This is a genomic window from Anaerolineales bacterium (assembly GCA_016928575.1).
Lineage (GTDB): Bacteria > Chloroflexota > Anaerolineae > Anaerolineales > RBG-16-64-43 > JAFGKK01.
On record JAFGKK010000002.1, the window covers coordinates 1 to 20,724 of the forward strand.

The following is a 20,724-nucleotide window of genomic DNA, read 5'->3' on the forward strand; positions in this document are numbered from 1 at the left end:
GAGGTGGGGTTCGTTCATGGAATAGAACACCTTGGACTCGGCCGGGATTCGTTTTTCGATCAACCTTTTTGCAGTGGAGTCATTGATTCAATGTTACTACTCAGCCTCCCCCTCATCCGCCCTTCGGGCACCTTTCCCGGAATTGCGCCGGGACCGGCTTCCCAGCCTCATGTCTGCGGATGAATATATGCATTTGATCACAGCCCTTCGGCTTAAGCGATGGGCTGGGAGAATGGATCCCGTCACTGTCCCGCGTTCTGCGCGGGACAGTGACGGGAGGATGGGATGAGGGGGGAATAATTGGGCGGTTTTTAAGCGATTTTTCCAATACTTGCATCAGGCTGAGTAAATACGATTCAATCTGTTAAAAGCCCCGTGGGAATTAGGAGGATAGGACAGTGACTCGTCGGAAGAACGAGCGGATACGAAATCAAAATGATGCCGCAGCGTTGCGGACGATCCGGAGATGCTTTGCGGAGGATGGCGGCGCGGCCGGACTTGGGGCCGCTTCGCTTCCCGAGGAGGCTGTTCCACGCCGCGCCGGCACCCGGCCGGAGGGTATCGACCGAGGCGATCAGTGTAAAATCGATTGGATGTGATGCGCCGTATCGCGGCATCCTTGAAGCGCCGCGGCCCGCCGCCGGAAAATGGGGCGCCGAAAATGATCGGAGAAGGAAGGGAGCGGATTGATTTTCGCCGCCACGGTTTGCTTTCGGCACCGCGGCGGAAACAATGGTGGTCGTTCGAGGGGCTGGATGAGATCCGCAGGCTGTATTTTGTGGTCCTGGCCCTGGAGAGTTTTCCCAGCAGTTGCGTCTCACTGCTGACGGTCAATTACGAGAGCGGGGAGCGCTGGGAGGAACAGCACCTGGGCTCCCTCCGGGCGGCGGCGGGCGCTTCCGTTGACGTGGAAGCGCGGGGCGGTTGGGGAAGGGTTGCATTCCGCGGGCGGGCCGAGGACGGATGGGAGATCGACGTGCGCACGCCCCGCCTGCGGATCGAATGCCGACAACAAGCGCGCACTCCCCCGCACGCCAACCGCTTGCTCGCGCGCTCGGTCGACTACCGCATCCTGCAGTTTCCCCTGAACGCGGCCGAGGGGAGGATCGCGCTGGAAGGCTGCGAATTTCCCTTCCAGGGATACGGATACTTCGAGCATCCCTGGGGGGTTCAACCGCGCCATTCGGCGGCCAATTGGCTTCACTTCTGGACTCCGGATTCGGCCGGGGTGGTGATGGATTGCCTGTACGACACGGGGATCCCGCACCATTACACCTGCCTCTGGCTTGCGGACGGCTGGCAATACCTGGCCTCGCCGGCCCAATTTTCTTTCACACCCGGCGAGATCGTCCGTCCCTGGCAGATCCGCTCGCCGGATCTCGAACTGACGGTCCGCCCGCTGCATGTCCACCATTCCGTAATGCGTCTGCCGCCGCTCGTTCCCAGCATCGATATCGATTATTATGAACTCCTGTGCGCCGTCGAGGGCGCCGCCTGGCGGCGCGGGGAAACGATCGAAATCCGCGGGATCGGCAAGTTCGACCACAATTTCAATCTGTGGTAGGCGCGCGGCGGACGCGCCGCCGCATTCACAGAAGGAGGAATCCATGACCGGTCGATTGAAGGGAAAATCAGTGCTCGTCACCGGCGCCAGCTCCGGGATCGGCGCAGCCTGCGTCCGGGCGCTGGCCGCGGAGGGCGCGGATATACTTCTCACCGCGCGGCGCCTGGAACGCCTCGAAGCGCTCGCCGCCGAAGTTGCTCTGGCGGGAGCGAGGGCTGGAATCGTCGCCGGCGACGCCCGCCAGGAGGAAACCGCCCGCCGGGCGGTCGACGCCGCGGTGCAGGCGTTCGGCCGGCTCGACATTCTGATCAACAACGCCGGGGTGGGCAATTACAAGAACCTGGTTGATACCAGCGCCGAAGAGTACGATGAAATGATGGACAGCAACATGCGCACGACCTTCCTCTTCACCCGCCAGGCCGCGCCGGTGATGATCGCCCAAAAGGCCGGCACGATCCTGATGATCTCCTCGATGGCCGGGATCTACGGTTTCGCGGGCGAAGCGGCCTATTGCGCCACCAAGTTCGCCCAGGTGGGTTTCGCCCAGGGAATCGACAAGGAACTGCGGCCGCACGGAATCCGGGTGGGCGTGATCTGCCCGGGCGGGGTTAAGACCGAGTTCGCTATCGGCAAGGGGCGGACGGAGGAGGGGGTCGCCAAATCGGGAATGCTCGAACCCGAGGACGTGGCGGGAGCCGTCCTGCTGGCTTGCACGCAGTCGCCGAACGCGCGGATCATCGAAGTGCAGATGCGGACGATGGCCGAGCCGCTCGCCTAGCCGAATCCGCGGGCGGTCCCCCGCATTGCGGCGGCCCCCGACGCAAGCCTCGCCGGCGGGGTTAATTCGGCGTATATTCTGCGTTTCCCCGTACCGTGGCAATCCGCGCCTGCTATATAATGAGCCACGGGGCCGTGTGGGAGATTTTTCCGGCAGTAAATAATTCGGGATCGCGTGCTCGACGGAAACCCGCAAGCGCGCGGTCCCCTTGCATTAATGTGTCCGCCGGAATCCAATGATTCCAGAGGAGGAACATGGGCAGGAAGAACGGCTGGATTGCGGCTTTGAGCTTCCTCGCGCTTCTCTGCGCCGGATGCACGGCCCGGCCGACCTTCCTCCAACATCCCCGGCCGGAATTATCCTCGGATTTCAGCGCCTTCGCCGATGCGGGCTGTCCGCCGGATGAAAACGGATTGATGCTCTGCTTTCCCGGGAGTCCGCTGGCGGCCTTCGATTGCGACCGCATCGAACGGCCCGACGGCCTCTTCGGCGGATTGGACCCTGCCCTTCCCATCGCCTATTGCCTTTTCGATTCGTACCGCCATTCCGGAGAAGATTTCGAACGAGTCATGCAAGTTGAGGAAGAGGGGTTCCTGTATCAAACCGGAGGGATCTCGCAGACCTACGTGCGGTTTGTCGTTTTCCGGGACGGGGAATTCCAACTGCTCGCCACCCGGGAGGATTTCGCGGCGGCGTTCGCCCCGGTCGATTCGGCCAATGAAGCGCTGGCCTACGCGCTGGCGCACGGCCCCTATTCCGCCCAATACGGATTGCGCTTCGACCGCGGATTGCGGTACCTCGCCGCAACAGTCGAGGATACCTACGTCGCCGAGACGGATGGCGGCTATCGGGTGCACCTCTTCCATTATCAATTCTTCGGATGCGGGCCGCACACCACCTCGTCCGTCGATCTCCGGGTGGCGACGGACGGGACGGTGGAGGAAGTGAAAACGGAGGCGGTGTTTCAGGACCCCAAGGAAGACAGCCTGTGCGTGGATTAGACCCTCGGATGGATCGGAGTAAAGCCATGCGTATACCAATCCGCTTTCCCGTTTGGCTGGCCGGGTTGTCGGCCGTCGGCCTGATTCTGCTGGCAAGTCCGGGCGCGGCGGAAGCCTCCCCGCGGCCCGGAGAAGAGGAACTGCCCGGGTCCGAGGTCCTGGACCTGGCCGCGGAAGCCCTGGGCTGGACGGAACGGACGAACGGGAAATGGTCCGTTTCGCACACGGAGAAATCCGGAGATGTAAGCGTCTATTCGATGATCAAATGGGACGTCTATCCGGTCTCCTATTACGTCTTTGCCGGAAACCAGCACGGAACGCCGTTCGGGGAGACGGAAGGGTTTCAATGGGGAAGCGGCTGCAGCGAGGCGGGGGGGTGCATTCCGCCGACCAATTCGCAGTACTTCCAATTCAACTTCGACATGAACCGCGACGGCGACAACAACATCGACACCCCGCCGGAACGGTATTTGGGATTCTTCTGCGAAGTCACCGTGACCGCGCCCAAGGAGAAGCTGTATGCGCCGGCGGCGCAGGTCACGGCGCTGTGCACCAAGGTGCTGGAAAAAGCCGTCGAGGTGCGCGCCTCGATGCAGATTCCCTTGTGCGTGGGGGTGAATTGCCCTACGACGAAGTGCGAAGGCAACACCCTGTGGAAGGGCGGAACCTGCGACCCGAAAACCGGCGGATGCGTCTACCCCTCCTTCGAGGATTGCGGCAGCATCGGATGCAATCCGGGCACCGGCGAATGCAACCGGCCCGAACCCGTCAATCGGTGCGAGGGCGTGACCTGCGACCCCGCGTTTTGCGAGGGCGACGTGAGCTACTCGGACCCGGCCTGCGATCCGGCGGACGGCGCCTGCGCTTATTTCCGCAAGGACGAGTGCGGAGCGGCCGGATGCAATCCGGACACCGGCCTGTGCAACAACGGGACCGCAGGCAGCCCGTGCGGAGGCGGTTTGGCGCCCCTGGGGTTGCTGCCGCTGGCGCTGATCGTGCGGCGGCCGAAACGAAATCGTTCGGAGGCCGATTCCGGAGGAGGAAGCGATGCAGACCACGGGTAAAGGAAATGTGCGGCAAGCGGGTTCCCGTCTGCGGTTTGTAATTCTCGGGTCGGTTTGCGCGGTAGGATTCGCCTGCGGCGGAGCGGGGAATCCCACCCGGGAGCCGTTTGTTAAAGTCACCCCGCCGGGGGGCGGACCGCCGTCCGCGACTGCCGCGCAGGAGCTTCCGACGGCGGAAGCGGCGACGGTCTCTCCCCAAGCCCCCGCGGCCACGCTGGAATCCACCCGGCCCCTCATCACCCAGGAGACTTTCCAGGACGACTTCGACCTTCCCGCCGGATGGGCCGAGGAGGATACGGAACGGTATTCCATGGGCCGGGCCGAGGGCGGCGCGTACCGGATGGAATTCTACCTCGCCAGCGACAGCGAAGTCCTGCTTTCGCTTCAGCCTCACGCCTTCTCCTTGCTGCTGAAGGATACGGTGGTGCGTGCGGAAGGCCTGGGGATGAACGAAAACGGCGCTTTTGGATTGGTATGCCGCTGCGGCGATCCGTTGAATTACTACACCTTTCATATCTCCACGGACGGCCGGTACTGGCTGTACAAACAGGTCGATGGCGCCTGGACCAACCTCGGCAGCGGAACCAGCGGTGAAATCCGCGAATCGAATGCCCTGGAGTTGAGTTGCAGGGGGGATACCGTCTCCGCCGCGGTGAACGGAACGACCGTGGCGGAGGTTGCCGACGGCAGCCTGACGGAGGGCAACGCCGGATTGTTCGCCCAGCCCCTGGGCGGCGAGGTTCTGGGCGCCTGGTCGTATTACGCCGCGTTCCAGTTCTTCGAGATGACTGTCTTTGCCTGATCCGGCGCTCGAGTCGGTTTGAAAAAATCACGCGCCGCCGCGTTGGTCCGCCTTTTCGCTTCCAGCGCCGAGCCCTTTCTGGATTCTCCCCGAATGCCTCCGTCTTGCGAAGGTTGGCGCCGGGGAAGGGGCGCTGCTGGAGGAGAATCGGATGCCTGACCGGCACCGGAACGCCGTTAATTTCGCAACGCGGCCGCGCGCGGAGTCCGCACACTCTGGAGGGAGTGGATCGTCCGGGATGCGCAACGAAAAGGAAATGCTGGACCTGATCCTCGGCGTCGCGAAAGCCGATGAACGGATCCGCGCGGTGATCCTGAACGGGTCGCGCGTCAATCCGCACGCGGCGCGGGATCCGTTCCGGGATTTCGACGTGATCTACGTCGTCTCCGAAGCCGCCTCCTTCCGGCGCGACCGGGATTGGATCCGGCGCTTCGGCGAACTCATGATCCTGCAGATCCCCGAAGAGATGCGGGATCCGCCGGCGCCCGCGGATGCATGGTTCGCCTTCCTGGCCCAATTCGCCGACGGAAACCGGATCGACCTGACGATCTGTCCGCAATCCCAATTGAAGGAATTCCTGCACGACAGCCTGAGCGTGGCGCTGCTCGACAAGGACGGGATCCTGCCGGCGTTTCCGCCCCCCGACGAAAGCGGGTACCTTCCCAAACCCCCGACCGCAGGGGAGTTCCGGGATTGCTGCAACGAGTTCTGGTGGTGCAGTCCGTACGTCGCCAAGGGTTTGTGGAGGCGGCAGATCGTCTACGCCAAGTATTTTCTGGACGTCGTCCTGCGGGACCAGTGGATGAAGATGGCCGTCTGGCACGTGGGGGTGAAGACGGAATTCTCGAAGAACACGGGAGCCTACGGAAAATACCTCGAGCAAACACTCGAGCCCGGACTGTGGCGGCGATTCCTGCGGACGTATTCCGATGCCGAGGTGGACCACATCTGGGAGGCGTTGTCGGCGATGGGGGAATTGTTCCGCGATACGGCCGTTCCGGTGGCGGAGCACTTCGGGTACGAATACCCGCACGGGGACGACAAGCGGGTCACGGCCCATCTGCGGCACGTGCGCGCGCTGCCCGCCGACGCCGAGGAGATGTACGGTTGACGGGCTTACCGCGCCGGACCGCCGCCGGCCGTTGGAATCCGGCGCGCGTATTTTCCTTTGCGAAGGGCATCCACAACGGATTCACAGACCGGCCGAAATGGCTGCTGTTGCCCGCGGTACTCCTGCTGGCAACCGGCTGCAGCGGATCCCGGGATGGGATTGCCGCGGCGGAAACCGCACCGGTGCCGGCTGGACCGACGATTGCGGCGGCCGGGTGTGCCCGGGCGCTTTCCCCGGACGCGGAGCAGGTCCGGACGTACCTTGATCAGCTCACCTGGGGCGACGCCCCGGGCGTGATCTCGGGGCAGGATTGCCCGCAGGCAGGCGGCATCTGCGGTCCGGACGCGTATCGACACTACGTCGGCGATTTGCACGCCGCATCCGGGGAATGGATCGGAATCCTGCACGTCGATTACGAATACACCCGGATGTTCGACTCCGCCGGGTTGAGCGCCGCGAACGCGGTGCTGATCTCGCATTGGCGCGCCGGGGGCCTGGCGGCCGTTTCCTGGAGTCCGGTCAATCCGTGGGGGGCGGGCATCCAAACCCAATTCCCCGGCGCGGATCTGGCGGAGCTGCTGCCCGGCGGCGGCTTGCGGGAATACTGGACGTCTTCGCTGGACCGGATCGCGCGGGCGCTGGCGGAACTGCGGGAAGCGGGCGTGGTGGTCTTGTGGCGGCCGATGCAGGAGATGAACGGGGATCAATTCTGGTGGGCGAAGCCGAAAGGCCGCCTGCAGGACTCGCACGAGGGATACATCCGCCTGTGGCGCGACCTCTTCCGATATTTCACCTGCGAAAAAGGGCTCGACAATCTGTTGTGGGTCTTCTCGCCGATGGGCAACCAGGCCTGGTCCGCGTTTCCCTATCCGGGCGGCGACTTCGTGGACGTCGTCGCCGGCACCAGCTACGACGACCGTCTGACGGTTTTGGGGTATGCGGATTTCCTGGCCTACGGCAAACCCGTCGGAGTTGCCGAATACGGCTGGGGGTTCGGCGCGGCCGACGGAGGACACGACAACCGCCTGATCATCCAAAGGCTGAGGGAGGATTATCCGCGGATCGCGTATTGGATTTCCTGGAACAGCTGGCCGGGCTTCAAGATGTCGCTGGTCGACAACCTGTTCGCCGCCGAGCTGATGAACGACCCCGGGGTGATCAATCGGGGGGAGATTGCCTGGAACTGAACGCCGTGTCGAACGCAGCACGAGGGTTCAAGGAGGGCGGTTTGAGTCTACGAAACGAGGCCGGACGAGGCCGTGGCTTCCGCCGCGTCCCGGCGGGGCGGTTCCTCCCGCCGTTTTTTATTTCCTTCTATTCGCATCAGTCCTTTGCGCCTGCTCGCCCGCGGATTTCGGAGATTTGCCCGCGCCGGCAACCGTGCCCGTCTCCCGCCGCTCTCCCCGGGACGGGATGCGCCAGATGTACGTCCCGGCGGGCGCCTTCCGGATGGGATCGACGGAGGAGGACCTTGACCGGGTTTTGGCGGAGTGCCCCGGATGCTCGCGGTCGTGGTTTGAAAACGAACTGCCGCAGCACACGGTGCGGCTGGACGCGTACTGGATCGACCGGACCGAGGTGACCAACGCGATGTTCGCGCAGTTCGTCGCGGCGACCGGCTACGTGACCACCGCCGAGACGCTGGGCGGCGGAATCACCCTCAATCCGCTCTCGCGCGATTGGCGGATGACCGCCGGAGCGGAATGGCGCCGCCCGCGCGGCCCGGGGACGGACATCCTCGGACTCGACGGCCATCCGGTGGTGCAGGTGAGCCATTACGACGCCGAGGCCTATTGCGCCTGAGCCGGGCGGCGCCTGCCGACCGAGGCCGAATGGGAGAAGGCCGCGCGGGGAACCGACAGCCGCGCGTATCCGTGGGGCGGCCGGCTGCCGGCGGGCGGCCTGCTGAACTTCGCCGACCGCAACGCGTATCTGACCTCGGCCGACCTCGGCGCCGACGACGGGTACGCCTGGACCGCGCCGGCGGGAAGTTACCCCGAGGGGGCGAGTCCGTACGGCGCGCTCGACATGGCCGGAAATGTCTGGGAGCGGGTGGCCGATTTCTACGGCGAGGATTACTACGCCCATTCGCCGGACGAGAACCCGTCCGGGCTGGAAACGGGCGAGTATGTGATCCTACGCGGAGGTTCTTGGACCCGCCCCGCCGGATACCTCCGCACCGCGGTCCGGTACCGCTACCTCAAGGGCAACCGGAGCAGCGGCCAGGGATTCCGCTGCGCGGAGACGGGATGAAATCCTCTCCGCAGGAATCCGCCTTGCGGCGCAACCGGCGACTGCGGATCGGAATCCCGGTCCTTGCGGCGCTCCTGCTGATACCCTTCCTCAGTGTCCTCTTCCGAAGAGTCCCGGCGCCGGCGCTTTCGCTCGAACAAACCGGGATGAAAAATTTCGACCCCGGGGATTTCGACGCCGTGCATTCCCCCGCGGATCCGGCGGGGCGGGAGTATCTGATATTCGGCAATGTAGCGCATTCCCAGGCTCCGGATGCGCAAGCCGGGGGCGGAGCCTTTCTCGGACGCTGGGAAGGTTACGGCTACGGTCCGCCGGTAAAACGGGATTGGAAATACGTGCTTGCGATCCGCAGCATTTCGCCGCACGGGGGAAGCGCCTACTGGTGGGCCGGAACCGACCTCCAATATCCGTCCCAGGTTATGGAAATCGAGTTCCGGTTTGTGCCGGGGGATCCCGCCGCCGTCGAATGGAGATTTGAGGAAGGGGGCGCGGAGTTCGTCTGGCGGTTCGCACTCGACCCGCTGAGCGGCCTGCTCGAAGGATGGCGGACAAGAACATCTTCCGGAGAGGTTTGGGGGCCGGTCGAGCTCGGGCGCGGGCGTGCGTTCCGCGTGTTTCGGGATTATACCGCGCATCTGGCGGAGAAGCGCATCCGCGCCGAATTCTACCGCGACGATTGGCTTTCCCGCTACTATGGAAAGGGCTTCCTGGTCTACCTCCCCGAAGGGTATGAGGAGCGGCCGGAGAAAACCTGGCCGTTGATATTTTTTCTGCACGGGTCCGGGGACCGCGGGGACAATCCCTTCCGCTTGGCGAAAGCCAGCCCGCTGATGATGATCCGGGAAAAGGGGCCGCTCCCGTTCATCATCGCCGCTCCGCTCTTGGGGGATTCCGCGGACTATGCATCCTTCCCCGAACCCTATCTCGACGGAGCGCTGGAGCAGGTGCTGGCGGATTACCGGGTGGACCGCCGCCGAATCTACCTCACCGGGATCAGCATGGGCGGGGAGGCGGCTTACCGGTTCGCCCGCCATCGGCCGGAGGCTTTCGCCGCGGTCGCGCCGCTGGCGGCTTACCTGTATGCCCCGGAGGGTCTGGCGGCCGCGCGCGATCTGCCCTTTTGGGTGATCCATGGAGCGGAAGATGCCGCGGTCCCTCTCGGTATGGCGCAACGCGCGGTCGAGGCCCTGGTCCGGGCGGGGGCGGACGTGAAGTTCACGGTGCTGGAAGGCTGCGATCACGATGTGTGGACAAGGACCTATCTCGACGATGATTTTTACGCTTGGCTGCTGCAGCACCGCCGCGGTTAAGCGGATCCGCTTCGCGCTGTCGTTCGGGCCGGCTGTGGAGTACGGCCGGAGATTTCCGGGCGAGCACCGTCCCGGCGATGCCGGCGCCAACTCCGTGGCAAGCCCGCATAGAGGCTTCCGTGGAGACGGAGGCGCGCACGCGCTTGCGCGAATCCTATATAATGGAGATGCAGTCGGCGACCGGCGGCGGACAGCATCGGAGGATCCGCCCGCACGGGAAGCCTCCGGGATGGAACAGGAAACAAACATGAAAGGAGCAGTCATGGCAAAGAAACCCGTAAAACGCGCGAAGAAGAAAACCACCGGAACCAAACGGACGACTCACCGCAGTTCCAAGGGGACGAAACTCTACGCCGTCCGCGATAAAAAGGGCCGCTTCAAGGACATCCAGACCTACAAGCGGGCCCACGGCGCGGATATCCGCAAGAAGGCAAAGAAGGAAAAACGGAAGAGTCGGTAAACGACTCCTGTAAAAGCGGGAGAAATCTTTCGGGAGACCGCCTTCCGGCAGGAAGGGAGGTCTCCCGATGTCTTGGGCGGGATTGGCGGTTTCGGGAACGCCGCGGCGAAACGGAAACCGGGGAGCGGACGGATGGAACCGATTTTGGCGCGCTGCGGATATCGTTGCGATCTGTGCCTGGCCTTTCGTCCGAACGTCGAATGCCGCCCCCCGAACCGGAAAAAATGAGCGACGGGTGGCGCAAGTATTTCGGCTTCCGGATCCCGGCGGAAAAGATCGATTGCGAAGGCTGTCGGACGGATACTCCCGTCCTGATCGATGCGGAATGTCCGGTCCGGCCGTGCGTCCTGCAAAAGGGGTTGGAGCATTGCGCCGAGTGCGGGGAATACATTTGTGAAAAGCTGAGGGGGAGAATTGTCGACCGCGCGGAATTGGAAAAGAAACGCGGGGAGGGCATCCCCGAGGAGGATTACCTCTGTTTCATCAGGCCGTACGAAAATTTTCTGCGGTTGGAGGAATTGAGGAATAACCGGAGCACCTGCCAAGACCGTTCACTTCCATAGAACAACCGGCACTGCTCAGGCTGTCCATTTCCATGAAAAAAGCGATGCCTGCGTTCCTGATTTTATTCGCCGCTCCGGCGACCGTCCTCGCGAAGCGGAAGTGGTCGAAGCTGGGAGTCCGGTGTTTTTCTATGATTCGATGCGTTCCGCCCAAGTTCGCCCCCGGTGGAGAACTTACCGAGGGTAGGTGCGGGCATGGCGATCCGGACACGCGGGAGGACTCCGTTCGGGTAGCCCCCCTTCCTTCCAGGTCCATCCGCCGTTGAAGGAACGGTTACCCCGCGGCGTCCCAGCAGTAGGTGCAGACTTTCTCCTTCGGCAATCCGATCGCTTCCACCATGTCGTTGAGGGTTTGGTAGCGCAGGCTGGTCAGGTTCAAGCGGGTGCGGATGCGGTCGACCATCGCCCGCTGTTGGGGGGAATCCGGGACCGCGTATTCCGCGAGATTGGGTTCCTCCTGGCCCGCCAGTTCGCGGATCGCCTGGCGGCCGGCGAGGTCGAAATCCGAGCGCGAGCGCGAAAAATTCAGAAAGCGGCAGCCGAAGATGAGCGGCGGGCAGGCCGGACGCATGTGCACCTCTTTTGCTCCGTAGTCGTACAGGCGGTCGATCGTCTCGCGCAGCTGGGTGCCGCGGACGATCGAATCCTCGCACAACAGCAGGCGCTTCCCCTGGATCAGGTCGAACACCGGGATCAGCTTCATCCGCGCCACGAGATTCCGGATGTGCTGGTCCTGGGGCATGAAACTGCGCGGCCAAGTGGGGGTGTATTTGACGAACGGGCGGCTGTAGGGGATGCGGGCTTGGTTGGCGTATCCGATCGCGTGGCCGATCCCCGAATCGGGCACGCCGGCCACCAAATCCACCTCGACGCTGTCGCGGCGGGCGAGGATCGCACCGCTGCGGTTGCGCATCACCTCGACGTTCACCCCCTCGTAGGAGGAAGCCGGGTAGCCGTAGTACACCCACAGGAACGCGCAGATGCGCAGGCCGTCGCCCGCGGGGATGAGCTTCTGCATCCCGTCCGGGGTGAGGAGCACGACTTCGCCCGGACCGAGTTCGTAGTGCAAGCGGAAATCCAAATTGGCGAGGGCGCAGCTTTCCATGGTGGCGCAATACGCACCCTCCTTTTCCCCGATGATGACCGGAGTCCGGCCGAACCGGTCGCGGGCGGCGTAGACTCCCTCGGACGCGAGCAGGAGCAGCGAGCACGAACCGTCGATGATCGACTGCGCCCGCCGGATTCCTTCGGCGAACGAGGCGCCTTGGTCGATCAGCGAGGCCACCAATTCGGTGGGATTGAGCTCGCTGCCGCTCATCTCCAGGAAATGCCCGGTGTGGTCGGTGAAAGCCTGCTTGGCGATCGGCTCGATGTTGTTGATCCGGCCGACGGTGGTCAGCGCGTAGTGGCCGAGGTGCGAGCGGATGATCAGCGGCTGGGCTTCGGTGTCGCTGATGCATCCGATGCCCAGGTTGCCGTCCATTTTTCGCAGGTCGTCCTCGAACTTTGACCGGAACTGGGTGTTCTCGATGTTGTGAATGGCGCGCTCGAACCCGCGCTTGCCGAGCACCACCATGCCGCCGCGGCTGGTCCCCAAATGCGAGTGGTAATCGGTCCCGTAGAACAGGTCGTTCACGCAATCTTCTTTGGAGACGACGCCGAAAAAACCGCCCATGAATTCTTTCCTTCTGCGAGGTGGGATGGATCAAGTTTAACGCTTCTTGCGGATTCTGCCTATATGCCGGACGCGGGGACCGTCTTCGGCCGGGGCGGCCGGCCTTCGTCCGCCGCCGGCCGCGGATCCGGCTTCGCCGGGGAATTCCGGTGCGCGCACAATCCCGGCGGAAGCGAACCGCGGTTTTTGATAGAATAACCGCGCAGGATATTCTCGCTGGGATGATCGGCCGTGCGGAACTCCGCCGGGGGATTGTCCGCGCGGGCCGCGGGAGGACTCATGGCCATCCTCAAGGCGATCTACATTATCGGAGGGGCGCTGTTGATCGCGCTTTCCCTCCCCTTGATCCTGCGCCGGATTCCGCCGAACGCCTTCTATGGATTCCGGGTCCGCTGGACGATGGAGGATCCGGAGCTTTGGTACCCGGTGAACGCGTATGCGGGTAAGTGGATGGCCTTGGTCGGCTGTTGTTCCATCCTGGGTTCGATCGGCCTGGCGCTGCTCCCCGGAATTCCCCTCGGCCTGTACGCGTTCGGATGCCTTGGAGTTTTCGCCGCCGCGTTCACCCTGGCCCTCGTGCAATCCATCCGCTATCTGCGCGCCATGGACAGCCAGAAGTAAGCCGCCCCGCGTCATGCGTGGAAAACCGTTTCCCTCCGCGGCGGCGGAGGAGGCGCCCGCCTCGATCCGTTTCCGCCGAAACCGGCGAATCGGAAGATCAGCTCGCTTTCGAAAAGGAGAATCGATGAAACCGCCGGCCTGGTTCCACGATCAGACGAGTCCGGCGGGGGGCGATTATTCCGATCCGGCCCAGGCGGCCGTGTACGATCGGCGCCACCAGAGTTTCCGGGATTACCGCCAGGAAGCCGAAGCCGTGGTGCACGCGCTGGGATTGACGTCCGAGCACAGCGTGGTGGATATCGGCTGCGGCACCGGCGCTTTCGCTTTGAACGCCGCGCCGCTTCTCCGCAAGGTATACGCGGTCGACGTTTCCCCGGCCATGCTGGAATACTGCCGCCGCCGGGCCGCCGAACGGGATCTGCGGAACTTTGTTTTCCACCGCGGCGGATTTCTCACCTACGAGCACGACGCGGATCCGGTCGATGCGGCCGTTTCCACCGCCGTCCTCCACCACCTCCCGGATTTTTGGAAGCACCTTGGCCTGCGGCGGGTGCACCGAATGCTGAGGCGCGGCGGACGGCTCCGCCTTTTCGACATCGTTTTCCCAGGGGCGATGGAGGACTTCCGCGGGCCGATTGAGGCATGGATCAATTCCATGCGAAAACAGGTCGGCGCCGAGTTCGCCGCCGAAGCCGAAACCCATATCCGCGAAGAGTTCAGCACCTACGATTGGATTATGGAAGGATCGCTGACCCGGGCCGGATTCCGGATCGACCGGATTGAGCCGGACCGCGAATTCGGTGTTGCGTATCTGTGCACCAAGCCGGACTAGCCTTCCCGGCGGCGGCGCGATGAACCTCCGTCTGACGACCTCCCGCCTGTTCCTCCGGCCGCTCGAAATCCGGGACGCCGCCGGGATGTTCGCCTACCGGTCGTTGCCGGAGGTTTGGCGGTACCAATTCTGGTGCCCTGCGGACGAAGCGGAGATCCGCGCCTATATCCGCGGCCAATCGGCCCTGATGCCCGGAACGCCCGGCGCCTGGTATTCCTTGGCGATCGTATCCAGGGCGGAGGAGAGGATGATCGGAGACATCGGCGCGCATGTTTCCGCCGATGCTCCCGCCGAAGTCGAAATCGGGATCACTCTTTCCCCCGCCTTTCAGAAGCGCGGATACGCTTTGGAGGCTTTGCGGGAGATGTTCCGGTACCTGTTCGACGCGATGGGGATGGAGCGGATCACCGCCTCCGCCGATCCGCGCAATTCGGCGTCCATCCGGCTGTTGGAGCGGGCGGGCATGCGCCGGGTGGCGGATTTTCCGGGCCGATGGGTCATCCGCGGAGAACGGGTGGATGACGCGGTGTTCTCCATTCCCCGGGAGGCTTTCCTTGTGAGGAAACAGGCGGACGGGCCGGATTCCCGGTGACAAATGGGGGTCGATCCGCCCGAATGCAACTCCGGCTTTCGCTGAACCGTACGTATAATTGGCCGGAGCGGCCTGCATCATCCGGTTGTGCGAATTGAAAGTACTCCCGCTTGGTTGTTCTCAATTGATCCCCTGCTCTCCCGCGAGGTGCCGAAATGGAAACATCCGCCGTCATCCACACCATCGGATTGAAAAAGAACTACGGCATCACCCGCGCCCTGCGCGGCCTCACCCTGGAAGTGCAGCCGGGGGAGATCTTCGGATTCCTGGGGCCCAACGGGGCCGGGAAGACGACCACCATCCGCTGTCTGCTGGATCTCATCCGCCCCAACGGCGGAGAGGTGCGCGTATTGGGGTTGAATCCCCGGAAGGATCCGGTCGCCGTCCGGGCCCGCACCGGATATCTGCCGGGCGAATTGCACTTCGATGAAAACATGACCGTCGAAGGCGCACTGCGGTTCCTGAACCGGTTGCGGGGCGGGAAGGCGGATTGGGGCCACATCGGCCGGATCTGCGAACGGATCCATCTGGACTTGCGCCAAGCGATCCGCAACTTATCCAAAGGGAACAAACAGAAGGTCGGCGTGGTCCAGGCGCTGATGCACAAGCCGGAATTGCTGATTCTCGACGAGCCGACCTTCGGTTTGGATCCGCTTGTCCAGCGCGAAGTGCTGCGGCTGGTTCGGGAAGCCCGCCAAGACGGGGCGACTGTTTTCTTCTCCTCGCACATCCTCAGCGAAGTGCAGGAGATCGCCGACCGCGTGGGAATCATCCGCAAGGGGATCCTGGCGGAGGTGGCCGACAAGGCGGCGCTGATGGGGCGTTCGCTCCTCCGGGCGCGGATCCGGTTCCGAGAGAAGGTGGACGCGAAGGATCTGGCAGGCCTGCCGGGGATCACGATCCTCGACCAGGAGAACGGCCGGAGCCTGACCATTCAGATCGAGGGCGAGATGGACCGGTTGATCAAGGCCCTGGCGGCCTATCCGGTGATGTTTTTCGAATCCGAACGCCCCAGTTTGGAGGAGATATTCCTTTCCTATTATACGGACGGGCCGGAGAAGAAATCCTGACGGCGATTCGATCCGCACTATCCGGAGGTTGCGATGACGGCGATCTTTTCCAATTCCCTTTCCCGCTTCCGCGGGCAGATCATCGGCTGGGGGCTATCGTTGGGGACTCTCGCGGCGTTCCTGACGGTTTTCTACGACACCCTCGCCGAGCAAAAGGAAAACTACATCCAACTGATGAGCAGTTACCCCAGGGAGATGTGGGCGTTCTTCGCCACCAGCGATGCGGCGCAAATGTTCACGCCGGCGGGGTTTCTGAACCTGGAATTCTACTCCTACATGCCTCTGATCATCGGCATCTTCGCCATCCTCGGGGGGAGCGGGCTGTTGGCGGGAGACGAAGAGAACGGCACGTTGGATCTCATCCTGGGTCATCCCGTCGGCCGGACGGCGTTGTTCCTGGCCCGCCTGCTGGCGTTTCTGGCCGCCACCGCCGCCATCCTGGCCGTCACTTGGCTGGGGTTCGCGGCCGCGGTCCCCGGAACGAAGATGGACGTGGGTCTCTGGGAATTGGTATTGCCCATGGTGTCGCTGCTGGGCATCCTGATTCTCTTCGGCACCCTGGCCTTGCTGCTGAGCATGCTGCTTCCTTCGCGGCGGATGGCGGCGATGGCGTCCGGGATTGCGCTGGTGGCGTGCTACTTCATCAACGCCCTGGCGCAGATCGACGACGTGCTGGAGCCGCTGGCCAAGATCCTGCCGTTCCGATACTATCAGGGTGGCTTGGCGATCGAGGAGATGAACTGGGGCGAGTGGGGGGTGATGCTGGGAATCTCGGCGCTGTTTATAATCGTGGCTTGGTGGCGCTTCGAACGCCGCGACATCCGCGTGGGCGGGGAGGGTGGCTGGGGGCTTCCGGCCTTCGTCTTTGGCAAGCGAAAAGCGGCGGCGGAGGATTAAGAAAAGCCTCCCTCCGCGCCGGAATCGATGGATAAATCGGCAAAGGAGGGTGCATGCCTTTGGCTCCCGAGGAAATCCGCAGCGCGGTGGATTGGCTTCTGGAAAAGCAGGATCCCGGCGCGCGTTGCCTCGCGCTCCGGGATCTTTGTCGGGACCGGGAAGGGGCCGCGAAGGAAAGGAAGCGGGCGCACGCCGAGGGGCCGATCGCGGCGATCCTCTCCAAGATGGCCCCCGAAGGTTATTGGTCGAAGAGCGGCCCGGGGTACAACCCGAAATATTTTTCCACGGTGTGGTCGATCATCCAGCTGGCGGAACTCGGCGGATCGGTCGAGGCGGACAAGCGGATCGCACGGGCTTGCGGATATTTCCTCGACCACGGGTTGGCGCCGGGCGGCCAGGTCACCGCATCCGGCGCGCCCTCCGGAACCGCGGATTGCCTGCAGGGCAATATGGTCTGGGCGCTGGCGGCGCTGGGCTGCGAGGATCCGCGGCTGGACCGCGCGTACGAGTGGATGGCCCGCAGCGTCACCGGCGAAGGGATTGCCCCGCTGACGGAGAAGAACGCCGAACGCCGCTATTACGCGGGCCAGTGCGGTCCGGATTTCGCCTGCGGATCGAACAACAAGAAGCCCTGCGCCTGGGGCGCGGTGAAGGTGATGCGCGCCTTCAGCGTCCTCCCCGAAAAAAAGAGAAATCCGCTGATCCGGCGCGCGATCGACCGCGGGAAAAAATTCCTCTTCAGCGCGGATCCCGCCACCGCCGCCTACCCCTGCGGATGGACGGCCAAGCCCAGCCAGAGCTGGTTTAAGTTCGGGTTTCCGGTCTTTTACGTCACCGATGTGCTGCAGATCCTCGAGGTCCTGACGGCGCTGGGATGCGGCGCGGACCGCCGGTTGAAAAACCTCGTCGGCCTGGTGGAGGGGAAGCGGACCCAAGAGGGCCGATGGCTCCTGGAATACGGGTACGCGGGGAAGACGTGGATCGATTACGGCCCAAAAAAGAAACCCAGCAAATGGGTGACTTTGAGGGCATTGCGGGCGTTGGGGGCAAGTGTTTAGTTGTTTTTCGCGAAAACGTCCAGATTCAGAACGGCGTTTTTCATGGATGGAAGGAATGGGTGCCGCCGAATGGAGACATGCATCTTCTGTCGAATAATCAGGCGGGATACTCCCGCCTCCGTGGTCTTCGAAGACGAGGAGATTCTGGCGTTTATGGATATCCAGCCGGTGAATCCCGGCCATGTGCTGGTGATCCCGAAACGCCATTGGGCGTCTCTTTCCGATATTGCGCCGGAGGCATTCGCCCGTGTTTCCGCCGTCTCGCAGAAGGTGGCCGCAGCCCTTCGGCGGAGCGGCATCCGCTGCGAAGCGGTAAATCTGATCCTGGCCGACGGGGAGGCGGCCGGTCAGGAGGTATTCCATCTGCACATGCACGTCATCCCGCGGTTTGCCGGAGACGGCTTTGGATTTCAGTTCAATCCGGGATACGCGCAACTCCCCGAACGCCGGGAATTGGATGAATGCGCGCGCCGAATTCACTCCGCGATGACATCGATTCCCCGGCCTTAAGACCGTCGCCCCGGGGTCCGGCATGAAATCCCATTTGTTCCGGCTTTGGTATTCGATTCAATATTGGTTTCACCCGCCCTGGGATACGGGCATCCCCGCTCCGGAGTTGGTGCGGACGATCGCGGATCTTCCTCCCGGACGGGCGATCGACATCGGATGCGGAACGGGGACCAACCTGAGGTTTCTGGCGGAGCGCGAATGGCGCGTCACCGGGGTGGATTTCACCCCCCGCGCGATCGCCAAAGCCCGCCGGAAGCTTAGCTCGTTCTCCCCGACCCTGATCGTCGCGGATGTGACCGATCTGGCCTCGCTGTCCTTGCCGGGCCCCTATGATTTGGCGCTCGACATGGGTTGTTTCCACGGATTATCTCCGGAGGAACGGAAGCGGTATGCGGCGGGACTGGCGCGCTGGATCCGGCCGGGGGGGATCTATTTGTTGTACGCTTGGCAGCCGGCCTTCCCCGGGGATTCCGACGGCGTCTCGCGGGAAAATGTGGGGCGGTGTTTTTCGAAGGATTTCGTCCTGTGGCGCTACGAGCAGGGAACAGGGCATCCCTCGGCCTGGTATTATTTCCACCGTAAAAAATTTTCAAAGAGAACTGATTTTCGCAACTCAGGCAGTCCGTTGAAACGGTCGGCGGAAAGCATGAAAGTCCACTCCTACAACGACGCCGTCGAATTCCTCGCTTCCGCCGGGCCGGCATTGGAAGCCCGCGAAGTGTTGAACAGCTTGATGCTGGGAATCTGCGGCCAGATCGTGAAGCACCCGGAACGCTATCCTCCCAAGGTGTGTTTGAAAACCGTCGAGGCCGCGGGCGCCCCGGCCCTCGCCGCGACGATGACCCCGCCGCAGAAACTGATCGTTGCCGGTGCAGGCGAAGCATGGGGAGAGAGCACGGAGGCGCTCGCGGCATCTCTGATCCATGAGGGATGGAGAATCTCCGGCGTAATCGGTCCCGGTCCGCTGGCCGGGGCGGTGAGTGAGAAACTGGCGGCGGCCGGCGGATGCCGCTTCCAAACGGAACACCGGCTGCGGTTGTACAGCCTATCCGGCGTGGAGACGGCGGTCGGCGCCCGCGGCCGGTTGCGGCAGGCGTCGGCCGCGGAACTCGAGACGGCGCGGGTATGGTGGCATGCGGCGCGGGTTGAGATGTTCGGCAAGGCGGATCTTGAAGAATCCCGCCGCTCGGCGGGATACCGGCTGGGGGACGGAGAGCTTTACCTTTGGGAGGATCGCGAACCGGTTTGCATGGCCGTCTCCACCCGTCCGACGAAAAGCGGAATCTGCATCGGCATGGTCTACACGCCGCCGGACTTCCGCAACCGGGGGTATGCCACCGCCTGCGTCGGAGAGCTCTGCCGCCGGATGTTGTCTGAAGGCCGTGCCTTTTGCACCTTGTTCGCGGATTTGGCCAATCCGATCTCCAACCGCATTTATATGAACATCGGATTTCGACCGGTCGGCGACTTCGAGGAGTATGGTGTTCTTGAGGGGGATTAAATCGAATCCGCGAAGTGCTCGCAGAGACACCGGAAGGGCATCCAGAATAGATTGTGCAAAACCCTCGTGCTTTTGGTGGATTTCTTCAGACGGCCTGGGGCGACGGATCCCAGACGGGCCAGGGGACCTGGATCCAGGAAGTGTAACCGTGTTTTTCGGCGGCATAGAGCCTGGCTCCGGAAAGTTGCGAGCATCCGGGCTCGTCGGGGATCACCACCGCGGGATTGGCAACGTTGACTCCGGTGTAGCCGACCGGGGCGAAATACAGCTGTCCGGCGTGACAAACCCAGGCTTCCACCAGGTAGCCGCGGTAGTCGTCCTCGGTCATCCAGATCGATTGCCACATGACGGTGACGTTGTTCCCGTCGCGCCAGGCTTCAACGACTCTGACCGGCCGGTAGAGTTCGGAGGCGGGCAGCAGCGAGGTGTAAGGCGGCGCGTCGAACACGTCCCCGCGGACGACTTCCACCAGCGAGGAATTGACCCAGCAGATGTTTACCCCTCCGACCGCGCGGACATACAACCAGACGCTCGGCTCCCAGATTCCGGATTGCTTCTGGGCGAGGATTTCCCGCCAGCCGATCACTTCCATCAGGTTGCCCTCAAACAGGTCGTACTCGTACAGGTAGCCCACTCCCGGGCCGTACCGGCATTGCGACCACATTCGGACGCGGATCCGGGGCGGGGAGTAGGTGGGGGTCGGGGTGGGCGTGGATGCGGCCGTGGCCGTGCCGGTGGTCGTGGGCGTTCCGGTCGGGGTCGGACTTGTATCGGGCGTGAACGACGGGCTGGCGGTCACGGGGATTTCGACGATCCGGGTGACTTCGACGGTGTGGACCGCCGTGTGGACGACGGGGGAGGGGGGCGCCGCCGTGCCCGCCGCGGGGGAAGGCGGCGGATGGCAACCGGCGGACATCCAGGCCAGGAAGCCTCCGCAGACGACAACCGCACCAATCCGGAGCGGAGCCGGGGAATGTAAGGATGCCATTCGTGATCCTGGCCGACATTCTAACATCGCCTGTGCGGATTGTTTAGCCGGCGGCGCCCGAAGCGCGGGACTGC

22 protein-coding genes are annotated in these 20,724 nt (G+C 63.5%); 20 read left to right on the top strand and 2 right to left on the bottom strand.

The annotated features are described in order from the left end of the window. Positions 1-661: 661 nt before the first annotated feature. The 12 genes from JW929_00035 (at position 662) to JW929_00090 (ending at position 10,906) form a co-directional block, all read left to right on the top strand. A complete protein-coding gene (locus tag JW929_00035; GenBank protein MBN1437770.1) occupies positions 662-1,564 on the top strand; it encodes a hypothetical protein in 903 nt (300 codons plus the stop codon). A gap of 43 nt (positions 1,565-1,607) precedes the next feature. Next, positions 1,608-2,342 (top strand): SDR family oxidoreductase, encoded by a 735-nt coding sequence (locus JW929_00040; protein MBN1437771.1) that lies wholly within the window; start codon positions 1,608-1,610, stop codon positions 2,340-2,342. Positions 2,343-2,596: 254 nt separating this feature from the next. Next, positions 2,597-3,343, top strand: a complete 747-nt coding sequence (locus tag JW929_00045; protein ID MBN1437772.1) for a hypothetical protein — start codon at positions 2,597-2,599, stop codon at positions 3,341-3,343. 26 nt (positions 3,344-3,369) lie between these two features. Beyond that, entirely contained in the window at positions 3,370-4,407 is a 1,038-nt protein-coding gene (locus JW929_00050; GenBank protein MBN1437773.1) for a hypothetical protein, read from the top strand. Then, a complete protein-coding gene (locus JW929_00055; protein ID MBN1437774.1) occupies positions 4,391-5,209 on the top strand; it encodes a hypothetical protein in 819 nt (272 codons plus the stop codon). The genes JW929_00050 and JW929_00055 overlap by 17 nt, the downstream gene beginning before the upstream one ends. 238 nt (positions 5,210-5,447) lie before the next feature. Beyond that, positions 5,448-6,320 carry an aminoglycoside 6-adenylyltransferase gene (locus JW929_00060; GenBank protein ID MBN1437775.1) on the top strand — a complete coding sequence of 291 codons (873 nt, stop codon included), beginning with the start codon at positions 5,448-5,450 and terminating at the stop codon, positions 6,318-6,320. After that, on the top strand, positions 6,317-7,507 hold the full coding sequence (locus tag JW929_00065; GenBank protein ID MBN1437776.1) for a hypothetical protein: 1,191 nt from the start codon (positions 6,317-6,319) through the stop codon (positions 7,505-7,507). The genes JW929_00060 and JW929_00065 overlap by 4 nt, the downstream gene beginning before the upstream one ends. 235 nt (positions 7,508-7,742) lie before the next feature. Then, positions 7,743-8,123, top strand: coding sequence for an SUMF1/EgtB/PvdO family nonheme iron enzyme (locus JW929_00070; GenBank protein ID MBN1437777.1), 381 nt, complete (start codon positions 7,743-7,745; stop codon positions 8,121-8,123). Between the two features lie 12 nt (positions 8,124-8,135). After that, on the top strand, positions 8,136-8,573 hold the full coding sequence (locus tag JW929_00075; GenBank protein MBN1437778.1) for an SUMF1/EgtB/PvdO family nonheme iron enzyme: 438 nt from the start codon (positions 8,136-8,138) through the stop codon (positions 8,571-8,573). Further along, positions 8,570-9,883, top strand: a complete 1,314-nt coding sequence (locus JW929_00080; protein ID MBN1437779.1) for a dienelactone hydrolase family protein — start codon at positions 8,570-8,572, stop codon at positions 9,881-9,883. Before JW929_00075 ends, JW929_00080 begins: the two co-directional genes overlap by 4 nt. 262 nt (positions 9,884-10,145) lie before the next feature. Continuing rightward, positions 10,146-10,343 carry a hypothetical protein gene (locus JW929_00085; protein MBN1437780.1) on the top strand — a complete coding sequence of 66 codons (198 nt, stop codon included), beginning with the start codon at positions 10,146-10,148 and terminating at the stop codon, positions 10,341-10,343. Between the two features lie 224 nt (positions 10,344-10,567). Then, the gene (locus JW929_00090) at positions 10,568-10,906 is read left to right on the top strand and encodes a DUF3795 domain-containing protein (GenBank protein ID MBN1437781.1); all 339 of its coding nucleotides are present in this window, start codon (positions 10,568-10,570) and stop codon (positions 10,904-10,906) included. Positions 10,907-11,180: 274 nt separating this feature from the next. Here JW929_00090 and JW929_00095 read toward each other — a convergent pair whose 3' ends face one another. Next, the gene (locus JW929_00095; GenBank protein MBN1437782.1) at positions 11,181-12,581 is read right to left on the bottom strand and encodes an amidophosphoribosyltransferase; all 1,401 of its coding nucleotides are present in this window, start codon (positions 12,579-12,581) and stop codon (positions 11,181-11,183) included. A gap of 279 nt (positions 12,582-12,860) precedes the next feature. Here JW929_00095 and JW929_00100 point away from each other — a divergent pair, with 279 nt between their 5' ends. From JW929_00100 to JW929_00135, 8 genes are all read left to right on the top strand, one after another. Beyond that, entirely contained in the window at positions 12,861-13,202 is a 342-nt protein-coding gene (locus tag JW929_00100) for an SdpI family protein (protein MBN1437783.1), read from the top strand. A 124-nt stretch (positions 13,203-13,326) separates the two neighbouring features. Beyond that, positions 13,327-14,034: a class I SAM-dependent methyltransferase gene (locus tag JW929_00105; protein MBN1437784.1), complete on the top strand. Its 708-nt coding sequence runs from the start codon at positions 13,327-13,329 to the stop codon at positions 14,032-14,034. Positions 14,035-14,053: 19 nt separating this feature from the next. After that, positions 14,054-14,626, top strand: coding sequence for a GNAT family N-acetyltransferase (locus tag JW929_00110; GenBank protein ID MBN1437785.1), 573 nt, complete (start codon positions 14,054-14,056; stop codon positions 14,624-14,626). A gap of 155 nt (positions 14,627-14,781) precedes the next feature. Beyond that, positions 14,782-15,696, top strand: a complete 915-nt coding sequence (locus JW929_00115) for an ABC transporter ATP-binding protein (protein MBN1437786.1) — start codon at positions 14,782-14,784, stop codon at positions 15,694-15,696. Positions 15,697-15,729: 33 nt separating this feature from the next. After that, entirely contained in the window at positions 15,730-16,593 is an 864-nt protein-coding gene (locus JW929_00120; protein MBN1437787.1) for an ABC transporter permease subunit, read from the top strand. Positions 16,594-16,646: 53 nt separating this feature from the next. Next, positions 16,647-17,651: a hypothetical protein gene (locus JW929_00125; GenBank protein ID MBN1437788.1), complete on the top strand. Its 1,005-nt coding sequence runs from the start codon at positions 16,647-16,649 to the stop codon at positions 17,649-17,651. 69 nt (positions 17,652-17,720) lie between these two features. Beyond that, complete coding sequence (locus JW929_00130) at positions 17,721-18,161, top strand: HIT family protein (protein MBN1437789.1); 441 nt, start codon at positions 17,721-17,723, stop codon at positions 18,159-18,161. 22 nt (positions 18,162-18,183) lie between these two features. Then, positions 18,184-19,662, top strand: a complete 1,479-nt coding sequence (locus JW929_00135; GenBank protein ID MBN1437790.1) for a GNAT family N-acetyltransferase — start codon at positions 18,184-18,186, stop codon at positions 19,660-19,662. A gap of 85 nt (positions 19,663-19,747) precedes the next feature. Here the strand turns inward: JW929_00135 and JW929_00140 are convergent, their stop codons facing one another. Continuing rightward, on the bottom strand, positions 19,748-20,650 hold the full coding sequence (locus tag JW929_00140) for a hypothetical protein (protein MBN1437791.1): 903 nt from the start codon (positions 20,648-20,650) through the stop codon (positions 19,748-19,750). Positions 20,651-20,724: the final 74 nt, after the last annotated feature.

Excerpts from the sequence above, each read along its gene's own strand:
- JW929_00035 (MBN1437770.1), top strand. The coding sequence starts at position 662 with ATGATCGGAGAAGGAAGGGAGCGGATTGATTTTCGCCGCCACGGTTTG.
- JW929_00040 (MBN1437771.1), top strand. The coding sequence starts at position 1,608 with ATGACCGGTCGATTGAAGGGAAAATCAGTGCTCGTCACCGGCGCCAGC.
- JW929_00045 (MBN1437772.1), top strand. The coding sequence starts at position 2,597 with ATGGGCAGGAAGAACGGCTGGATTGCGGCTTTGAGCTTCCTCGCGCTT.
- JW929_00050 (MBN1437773.1), top strand. The coding sequence starts at position 3,370 with ATGCGTATACCAATCCGCTTTCCCGTTTGGCTGGCCGGGTTGTCGGCC.
- JW929_00055 (MBN1437774.1), top strand. The coding sequence starts at position 4,391 with ATGCAGACCACGGGTAAAGGAAATGTGCGGCAAGCGGGTTCCCGTCTG.
- JW929_00060 (MBN1437775.1), top strand. The coding sequence starts at position 5,448 with ATGCGCAACGAAAAGGAAATGCTGGACCTGATCCTCGGCGTCGCGAAA.
- JW929_00070 (MBN1437777.1), top strand. The coding sequence starts at position 7,743 with ATGTACGTCCCGGCGGGCGCCTTCCGGATGGGATCGACGGAGGAGGAC.
- JW929_00080 (MBN1437779.1), top strand. The coding sequence starts at position 8,570 with ATGAAATCCTCTCCGCAGGAATCCGCCTTGCGGCGCAACCGGCGACTG.
- JW929_00085 (MBN1437780.1), top strand. The coding sequence starts at position 10,146 with ATGGCAAAGAAACCCGTAAAACGCGCGAAGAAGAAAACCACCGGAACC.
- JW929_00090 (MBN1437781.1), top strand. The coding sequence starts at position 10,568 with ATGAGCGACGGGTGGCGCAAGTATTTCGGCTTCCGGATCCCGGCGGAA.
- JW929_00095 (MBN1437782.1), bottom strand. The coding sequence starts at position 12,581 with ATGGGCGGTTTTTTCGGCGTCGTCTCCAAAGAAGATTGCGTGAACGAC.
- JW929_00100 (MBN1437783.1), top strand. The coding sequence starts at position 12,861 with ATGGCCATCCTCAAGGCGATCTACATTATCGGAGGGGCGCTGTTGATC.
- JW929_00105 (MBN1437784.1), top strand. The coding sequence starts at position 13,327 with ATGAAACCGCCGGCCTGGTTCCACGATCAGACGAGTCCGGCGGGGGGC.
- JW929_00110 (MBN1437785.1), top strand. The coding sequence starts at position 14,054 with ATGAACCTCCGTCTGACGACCTCCCGCCTGTTCCTCCGGCCGCTCGAA.
- JW929_00115 (MBN1437786.1), top strand. The coding sequence starts at position 14,782 with ATGGAAACATCCGCCGTCATCCACACCATCGGATTGAAAAAGAACTAC.
- JW929_00120 (MBN1437787.1), top strand. The coding sequence starts at position 15,730 with ATGACGGCGATCTTTTCCAATTCCCTTTCCCGCTTCCGCGGGCAGATC.
- JW929_00125 (MBN1437788.1), top strand. The coding sequence starts at position 16,647 with ATGCCTTTGGCTCCCGAGGAAATCCGCAGCGCGGTGGATTGGCTTCTG.
- JW929_00130 (MBN1437789.1), top strand. The coding sequence starts at position 17,721 with ATGGAGACATGCATCTTCTGTCGAATAATCAGGCGGGATACTCCCGCC.
- JW929_00135 (MBN1437790.1), top strand. The coding sequence starts at position 18,184 with ATGAAATCCCATTTGTTCCGGCTTTGGTATTCGATTCAATATTGGTTT.
- JW929_00140 (MBN1437791.1), bottom strand. The coding sequence starts at position 20,650 with ATGGCATCCTTACATTCCCCGGCTCCGCTCCGGATTGGTGCGGTTGTC.